The organism is Desulfurobacterium sp. (assembly GCF_027028515.1).
Lineage (GTDB): Bacteria > Aquificota > Aquificia > Desulfurobacteriales > Desulfurobacteriaceae > Desulfurobacterium_A.
In genome coordinates this window covers 1-3,565 of sequence record NZ_JALVIW010000068.1, presented here as the reverse complement: position 1 = coordinate 3,565, position 3,565 = coordinate 1, and the positions used below count along the sequence as shown (strand labels likewise).

Annotated in this window: 4 protein-coding genes and 1 CRISPR repeat array; all 4 genes read left to right on the top strand. The window is 32.3% G+C overall.

Annotated features, from left to right (window positions below; genetic code table 11):
* A partial coding sequence (gene cas3 / locus MV676_RS06265) for a CRISPR-associated helicase Cas3' (protein WP_297445896.1) occupies nucleotides 1–859 on the top strand: 859 nt, incomplete at its 5' end.
* Nucleotides 860–915: 56 nt separating this feature from the next.
* Entirely contained in the window at nucleotides 916–1,425 is a 510-nt protein-coding gene (gene cas4, locus MV676_RS06260) for a CRISPR-associated protein Cas4 (protein WP_297445894.1), read from the top strand.
* Between the two features lie 108 nt (nucleotides 1,426–1,533).
* Nucleotides 1,534–2,538 (top strand): type I-B CRISPR-associated endonuclease Cas1b, encoded by a 1,005-nt coding sequence (gene cas1b, locus MV676_RS06255; protein ID WP_297445892.1) that lies wholly within the window; start codon nucleotides 1,534–1,536, stop codon nucleotides 2,536–2,538.
* 3 nt (nucleotides 2,539–2,541) lie between these two features.
* Nucleotides 2,542–2,805, top strand: coding sequence for a CRISPR-associated endonuclease Cas2 (gene cas2, locus MV676_RS06250; RefSeq protein WP_297445890.1), 264 nt, complete (start codon nucleotides 2,542–2,544; stop codon nucleotides 2,803–2,805).
* A 97-nt stretch (nucleotides 2,806–2,902) separates the two neighbouring features.
* Nucleotides 2,903–3,548: direct repeats of the CRISPR family, unit length 30 nt; unit sequence GTTAAAATCAGACTAATGTAGGATTGAAAG.
* Nucleotides 3,549–3,565 lie beyond the last annotated feature (17 nt).

Sequence of the window (3,565 nt, the reverse complement as noted above, 5' to 3'; positions counted from 1 at the left end):
AAGATTAAAACAAAATGATAACGATAAATTATTCTTGATAAATTCTCAGTTTACATATGATGATAGAAAAACAAATGAGCAAAAAATTATAAAGGTTGTAAAAAATAAAAATAAAAAACCTATAATTTTGGTCGCTACACAAGTTATCGAAATTTCTCTCGATATATCTTGTGATGTAATGTATACAGAGCTCGCTCCTGCTGACGCTTTAGGACAAAGAGGTGGGCGAATAAACCGCGGGAAGAAAAACTGGAAAGAAGATGGGAAAGAATACATTCTCAAGATTTTCCAACCGGAAAATGAACTTCCGTATGATAGAGATATTCTACAACACACAGACGAATCTCTAACACCTGGGGTTTATTCTTATTTAAAGCTAAAAGAAATTTGTAACAGTGTATATGGAAAAAATTATATCGAAGTGTTTGAAGAAAAAGGGAGATTTTTAGGTTATTATTCCTTGATAAATTGGTCTGGATATAATGGATGTTTTGAAAAAACCTGTTTGTTTGGTTTGCATCCCAAAGATATAGCTCCTGATGAAGAAACTCAAATAGGACTTATTATTCGACCCGAGAAGCAACGTAAATTCGAGGTAATACCTTCGGTATATTACCAAGGTGACGAGAGAAATTTAAAGATAGAAAATAAAGTAAAGGTTCCTTTATGGTGGATTCTGCAGGATGAAAATGAGCATGGAAGGGATAATTTGCAGTGGTTTGAAAAAATAGAGAAAACAAACGGGAGAAAAAGGAAAATTTTCTGGATATGTAAGCTGCCTTACAATTCGGAGTATGGATTCGATTGTTCAAAAATAGTGGAAATAAATCAAGAGAACTTTAATGAAGCTATCATTTAATTTTTTAATTTTTCTTTGTTAAATACAAAAAATTAAGTATTTGTATAGGTTTTTCCATGCTTTCCAAAACAGCGTTTTTCACAGGAACCAAGGTAGCGTATTTTGTTATTTGCCACACTAAGCTTTGGTTGTTCTCACATTTTCTTACAAGGGAAAACGAAAGTGAACTAGTTGCCTTGGGTTCTTTGTTACAAGAAACATCCTTCAAAAGCATGAATAAAGATATCATAGTTGACCAAAGAATAGGAATTGATTTCATAAAAAAGGGAAACAAACTTATACTCCATGAAATTAAAAAGTCTGACAAATTAGAGAAAGCTCACTTATACCAACTTCTTTACTACATCTATTATCTTAAAAAATTGAAAGGACTAGAAAGTGAGGGTAGAATAACTTATCCGTTGAAAAGGAAAGTGGTCAAAGTGCAACTAACAGAGGAAAATGAAAAAGAGATTGAAAGAATTCTTAAAGAAATAAGGAAAATAATTTCATTACCAAATCCACCGAAACCAGAGTATAAACGCTACTGCAGAAGGTGTAGTTACTTTGAATTTTGTTTTGGATAACCATATTTTTCCGACAATTCTTGAGCAACAAGGTAACTAAAAGTTTATCTAATGGTGTGTTTGCACTAAAAATATCAACCTTCAATCACAAAAGTTTAAAGGTTAACAATGAAAAACAATCTTTACATAACTAGGAATGGAATAATAAAAAGAAAACATAACACAGTATATTTCGTCTTTAAGAATGAAAAAGGAGAGATAGTTAAGAAACCGTTACCTATAGAGAAAATCTATTCTATCTACGCTTATGGTAGAATTACTATAAAATCTGGAGCATTAAGCTATTTGATGAAGTACGGCGTACCCGTTCACTACTTTAACTCTTATGGTTTTTATGAGGGAAGTTTTTGGCCTAGAAAGAAACTTCTTTCTGGAAATCTACTCGTTAATCAGGTAAGATACTACTTGGAAAAAGAAAAGAGATTGTATCTCGCTAAGAGATTTGTCGAAGGATCGATAAAGAACATTCTGGTAAATTTGAATTATTATAAGAGAGAAAACCCACAACTGAAGACAGACATTGAGAAAATCAAAAATATTCTCACCACTTTAGAAAACCAGGATTCTATAGAAAAAGTTATGGCGATAGAAGGTAACGTTAGGGAAACTTATTATCATTCATGGAATAAATTCCTACCCCAAAGGTTTGCTTTTGATAGAAGAAGTAGGAAACCACCAGAAAATATGATAAACGCGTTGATAAGTTTCGGAAATTCGTTAGTTTATTCTGTATGCCTTACTGAAATATACAACACTCAGTTAAATCCAACGATTAGTTATTTACACGAACCAGGAGAGAGACGGTTTTCTCTGGCTTTAGATTTGGCCGAAGTGTTCAAACCGTTACTTGCTGATAGGATTATATTCAAATTAATAAAACAAGAAAAAATCGATGAAACATACTTTAAAAAGGAATTGAATTATTGTCTACTGAACGACAAAGGCAAGAGAGCTTTTCTACAAGCATTCAACGAAAAATTGAACACGACTATCAAACACAGGAAACTTAAAAGGAACGTAACTTACAGAAAACTTGTCAGGTTAGAGTGCTATAAGTTAATAAAACATTTGATAGAGATGGAAAATTACAAACCATTTGTTATATGGTGGTAAAGAATGTATGTGATAGTAGTTTACGATGTAAATGTCGAGCGGGTTTCACAAGTTTGCCAATTCTTAAGGAGGTTTCTTCATTGGGTTCAAAATTCTGTGTTTGAAGGAGAACTTACTGAAAGTGAATTTATGAAGGTGAAAAACGGAATAAAAAAGTTGATAAAAGAATCTGAAGACTCTGTTAGGTTTTACATCCTTTCTTCAGAGAAGTATATTAAAAGGGAGACAATTGGAACAGAGAAGAGTGAGATAAGTAATATAATATAGTCGTGAAGATCTTAAAGAAAAACTAATTTTATAACTTTATGAAACATAAAATTTTGTTATAAGGGTTAAAACGTGCTTGGAAAGGTTTTTGTGGCGTGTTAAAATCAGACTAATGTAGGATTGAAAGTTTTTTTGCCCTTTCCCTGTCACCGCTCTCAAGCACTTCTATGAGTTAAAATCAGACTAATGTAGGATTGAAAGTTCCAACGTCTTGTTCACAAACCCGTTCCTTCCAACAAAGTTAAAATCAGACTAATGTAGGATTGAAAGCAGTATTGACAAGTTTTATTTCATACTCGAGAATAGGTTAAAATCAGACTAATGTAGGATTGAAAGCCCTCCCCTTACCTACTCACGTAGGTAAGGTCTCCCTTAGGTTAAAATCAGACTAATGTAGGATTGAAAGAAAGTACACACGAGAATCTTTTCTCATCCTTTCAGTAAGTTAAAATCAGACTAATGTAGGATTGAAAGTTAGAAGAATTTTCTAAATTTAAACTTCAAGTAAAAAAGTTAAAATCAGACTAATGTAGGATTGAAAGCACCAAAAGAGTTACTAATGCGTATTTCTCTTCATTAGTTAAAATCAGACTAATGTAGGATTGAAAGGATTTTCTATCACCTTAACTTTTTCTTTCATTCAAATCGTTAAAATCAGACTAATGTAGGATTGAAAGCACCGTAGTTTATTATCGTGTGGTTATCATCAAAACGTTAAAATCAGACTAATGTAGGATTGAAAGACACCCGACTGTCAGAA

Coding starts and splice junctions, on each gene's coding strand:
- cas4 (WP_297445894.1), top strand. CDS start 916: ATGCTTTCCAAAACAGCGTTTTTCACAGGAACCAAGGTAGCGTATTTT.
- cas1b (WP_297445892.1), top strand. CDS start 1,534: ATGAAAAACAATCTTTACATAACTAGGAATGGAATAATAAAAAGAAAA.
- cas2 (WP_297445890.1), top strand. CDS start 2,542: ATGTATGTGATAGTAGTTTACGATGTAAATGTCGAGCGGGTTTCACAA.